Raw genomic sequence first — 4,276 nt, 5'->3', positions numbered from 1 at the left:
CACGACACCCTTTGGGTCAAAGGCGACCTGGTGCGCCTGGAGCAGGTGATCGTCAATCTCATCAGCAATGCGCTGCAGGCGATGAAAGAGACTCCCGCGCCGACGCTCACTATCACGGTGACAGCCGATGCCCATCACGTCGCGATTCATGTTGCCGATAACGGCCCCGGCATCGATGAAGCGCATTTGGGGCAAATATTCGAGCCCTTTTTCACCACCAAAGCGCCGGGTAGCGGTTTAGGGCTGGGCCTTTCGATCTCATCGCGTATCATGGAAGACTTGGGTGGCAAGCTCCATGCCCGCAACCGCCCCCAGGGCGGGGCCGAATTCAATGTGACGCTGCCGCTTGCCGCCGCGCCCTCTACCGTCTTGGAGAAACCACCCCATGCATGAAGCGTCGACGCTGCCGGTCATGGTGATCGACGATGAGCCGCACCTGCGCATTACCGCAAGCCAAACGCTAGCGCTTGCCGGCTACACACCGCACTGTTTTGAGTCCGCCGAACAGGCTCTTGACGCCCTGACATTCGACTTTCCCGGCGTGGTCGTTAGCGATATCCGCATGCCCGGCATGGATGGCATGACCCTATTGCGCACGCTGCGTGAGCGTGACCCTACGCTTCCGATTATCTTGATTACCGGCCACGGCGATATCTCCACTGCCGTGGAGGCGATGCGCGCCGGTGCCTGGGATTTTCTGGAAAAGCCCTTCGCCGGGGATCAACTGCTCGACGTGGTGCGCCGCGGCATTGAAAAGCGCCAGCTAAGCTTGGAAAACCACCGCCTAAAAGCCGAACTGGAAGTGCAGCAGGCAGCGCTTGGCCCCCGGCTAGTCGGGCGAACCGAGGTCATCTCCCGCTTGGCCGCGATGATCCAGCGTATCAGCCAGGTTGAAGCCGACGTGCTGCTGTTTGGCGAGACCGGCACCGGTAAAGACCTTGTCGCCCGCGCGATTCACGAGCGCAGCGCACGGCGCAACCACCCCTTTATGGCGATCAACTGCGGCGCGGTCCCCGAAAACACCATTGAGTCGGAGCTTTTTGGCCACGAGAAAGGCGCCTTCACCGGTGCCGTTGAACGCCGCATCGGCAAGTTCGAGCACGCCAATGGTGGCACGGTGTTTCTGGATGAAATCGAGTCGATGCCGCTGTCGCTGCAGGTCAAGCTCCTGCGCGTGCTGCAAGAGCGCTCCATTGAACGCCTCGGCGCCAACGACACGATTCCGCTGGATATTCGCGTGATTGCCGCTACCAAGGTGGACTTAAAAGCCGCCGCCGAGAGCGGCAACTTCCGCGAAGACCTTTACTACCGCCTTAACGTGGTCACGCTGCCGCTGCCTGCCCTGCGCGAACGGCGCGAGGATATTCCGCTTCTTTTTCAGCATTTTGCCGTTGTCGCGGCCAACCGCAGCGGGCTTGAAGCACCACCGCTAGAGAGTCATGCCGTGGCAACCCTGCTCGCGCACGATTGGCCGGGTAACGTGCGCGAGCTGCGTAATCTCGCCGAGCGCTACGTGCTGCTCGGCGCGGCATTCGACTACCGCCTGGATGCGCTGCTTGAGGGGGAAAACGCCGACACCCAAGCCGCGTCGCTTCCGCGTCAGGTGGAGCTTTTTGAAAAAAGCTTGATCAGTCAGTCGCTCGCCCGCCATCACGGGCGGGCGACGACGGTGTGCGAGCACTTAGGCATTCCGCGTAAAACGCTCTACGACAAGCTCAAAAAACACGGCTTACGCGCCGAGGATTACCGCCACAGCAGCGAGCCTTGACGCAAGAGCTCACCGAGCTCGGCCCACGGCGGCAGCCAGGGAAGCAGCGTCAGCGTCGCGATTAACATCAGAAGGCTCGACATCGGCCGACGGCCGTCGGTGAGCTTAAGCGCCGTGCCAAAAGAGCGCTTAAGCCGTGCCCCTTCGAGATCAACGCTGTAAAGCTCATCCAGCAGCAGGTGAATAATGAACCCGATTAACACCGCTACACCGTGGGACCACGCCAGCCACGCCGATTGTGCCAGCAACTGAAAGCTCAGCGCCGCTGCCAGCATTGCGCACAGCATCCCGGCTAGCAGTGAATGCCAAATCCCCCGATGCACGGTGAGTCGCGAAAACAGCAGGCCGACTAAATAGCGCACGCCAAAGTAGATCCCGCCGCACGCCACCATCAGCATTCCCGGCGTGAGCCACGCCTGCAGTAGCACCACCCCCAGCACCAGCGCGGGCACCGAGAGCAGATTAAAAATCAACCGAATAGAGTGCGAGCGGTCGGCATCAATATCGGGCAGAATGCCGCCAAAAGCGGTCAGCGCGCAGATCAGTATGGCCTGTGAAGAGGGCCACCACTGTGCCTGCCAGCCCGCATAGGCCAACAGCATGCCGCCCGCCGTGGCGACGCTGATATGCGTGCGAAAATTTGCCATGTCGTGGCACCCTAGAAAACTGGATAAATTACCAGATTTCAGCTCGCCGCGACATGGCAAATGACCCAATAAAGCAGAAAATTAGCGGGAAAAAGTGCCGCACTACCTTGGGTTAGCCGCATAGACACCGCGTACGTTGCTTATTGCGCTGCCTCAGCTAAGAAACGGTCTTTGAGTTTGACGTAATTGCCCGCGGTATAGGGAAAGAAGGTGTACTCCTGCTCTTTAAGCGGGCGCATGGCCTTGGCTGGATTACCGGCGTAAACGTGACCGCTTTCAAGGCGCTTGCCCGGCGTTACCACCGCGCCCGCGGCGATGATCACATCGTCTTCCACCACCGCGCCATCCATCACGATCGCGCCCATGCCAACCAGGATGCGGCTACCTAGGGTCGCACCATGCAAAATCGCCTTGTGGCCGATCGTGACATCATCGCCCACGGTGAGCGGAAAACCATCGGGGTTATAGTCGCTGGCGTGGGTAATATGCAGCACGCTGCCATCCTGCACGCTCACCCGTGCGCCAATGCGAATGCGGTGCATATCGCCGCGAATCACCGTCATCGGCCACACCGAGCAGTCATCGCCAAGGGCCACGTCGCCGATCACAACGCTTGCCGGGTCGATATAGACGCGCTCGCCAAGCGTTGGCGTTTTACCCTGATAAGAACGTAATGCTGTGCTCATTGCTCTCTCCTCTCGATTCACGATGGGCTTTAGAACTCTAGTGGTGTTACACCAGCGCGCCTATTAACACGATAAAGGTCAATGGAATGGCAATCCAACGCACGATGGTTTGCCATACGACAAAGCCGCGCTCGTTTACCCCCAAAGCATGCACAACGGTGGCACGCGGCATCACCCAAGCGGCAAATATCGCGATCAAAAGCCCCCCGATCGGCAGGAAAATATCCGGCGGAATGCTGCTGACCAGTTCAAACATATTGCGCCCGAAAAGCGGCCGGAAATCCGCCATAAACGAGAAAGAGAACGCCGATAACAGGCCCAATAGCCAAACGCCCAGGGCCACCACTGCCGTTGAGCGGCTGCGCCGCATCCCCAGCCCTTCAAGCGTGGCGACCATCGGCTCGGCGAGATTGATCGCCGATGTCCACGTCGCAAGCAGCAGCAGGATAAAAAACACACTTAGCCATAGCGAGCCGCCCGGCAGTTCAGAAAACGCGATCGGCAATGTCACGAACATCAGCCCTGGCCCACTGGCAGGATCCATCCCCTGGGCAAACACCACCGAGAAAATCGCAATGCCAGCGAGTAGCGCCACGCTAATATCGAGCACGGCCACGGCCCCGGCGGCTTTGGGTAGGTGTTGGTCAGCGGGCATATAGGCGCCGTACGCCATCAGCGCGCACGCGCCGACGGCTAAGGTGAAAAAGGCGTGCCCCATCGCATGCAATATCACGCTAGGCGTGACAGCGCCGAACTCCGGCAGAAACAGCCACGCCAGCGCGGTGGCAAAACCGTCGGTGGTGCTGGCGTAGCCCGCCAACAGCAGCAGCAACACATAGAGCAGAGGCATCAATACGTTATTGAGCCGCTCAAGCCCCTTCGCCACACCTGCAGCCACCACCGACATGGTCATGAACAGAAACAGCGTGTGGTTAAACACCAAAAGCCCAGGGTTGGCCAGAAACGCCTCGAAGCCGGCGCCGATTTCCGCCGCCGAGGCACCTTGGAAGTTGCCATTGATCGAGGCGACGAGAAATTCGATCGACCAGCCCGACACCACCGAGTAGAACGACAAAATACAGAACACGGTAAAGGCACCGAACACGCCCAAAAGCCGCCAGTGGCGCGACGCGCCCGCTTCTGCCGCCAGCGCGCCGAGCGCCTGCATTGGCGCA

The 4,276-nt window shown here is 59.9% G+C and carries 5 protein-coding genes; 2 read left to right on the top strand and 3 right to left on the bottom strand.

Going from position 1 to position 4,276, the window contains the following annotated elements; all coding sequences use genetic code 11:
- The coding region (locus BQ9846_RS15430) for a sensor histidine kinase (protein WP_144049481.1) at positions 1-393 on the top strand (393 nt) is incomplete at its 5' end.
- Positions 386-1,768 carry a sigma-54-dependent transcriptional regulator gene (locus tag BQ9846_RS15425; RefSeq protein WP_075881945.1) on the top strand — a complete coding sequence of 461 codons (1,383 nt, stop codon included), beginning with the start codon at positions 386-388 and terminating at the stop codon, positions 1,766-1,768. The genes BQ9846_RS15430 and BQ9846_RS15425, both read left to right, overlap by 8 nt.
- Here the strand turns inward: BQ9846_RS15425 and BQ9846_RS15420 are convergent.
- The 3 genes from BQ9846_RS15420 to BQ9846_RS15410 all read right to left on the bottom strand — a co-directional run.
- Positions 1,744-2,415, bottom strand: coding sequence for a metal-dependent hydrolase (locus BQ9846_RS15420; RefSeq protein ID WP_075881944.1), 672 nt, complete (start codon positions 2,413-2,415; stop codon positions 1,744-1,746). The two genes, BQ9846_RS15425 and BQ9846_RS15420, sit on opposite strands and share 25 nt — an antisense overlap.
- A 140-nt stretch (positions 2,416-2,555) precedes the next feature.
- Positions 2,556-3,101, bottom strand: a complete 546-nt coding sequence (locus BQ9846_RS15415) for a gamma carbonic anhydrase family protein (protein ID WP_075881943.1) — start codon at positions 3,099-3,101, stop codon at positions 2,556-2,558.
- Positions 3,102-3,147: 46 nt separating this feature from the next.
- Positions 3,148-4,276 (bottom strand): sodium-dependent transporter (locus BQ9846_RS15410; RefSeq protein WP_075881942.1); only part of this gene is annotated, 1,129 nt, incomplete at its 5' end.

Source organism: Vreelandella massiliensis, assembly GCF_900155385.1.
In the GTDB taxonomy this organism is placed as follows: Bacteria; Pseudomonadota; Gammaproteobacteria; order Pseudomonadales; family Halomonadaceae; genus Vreelandella; species Vreelandella massiliensis.
Note: the sequence above shows the minus strand (reverse complement) of the source record. Positions and strands in the feature narration are given on the sequence as shown.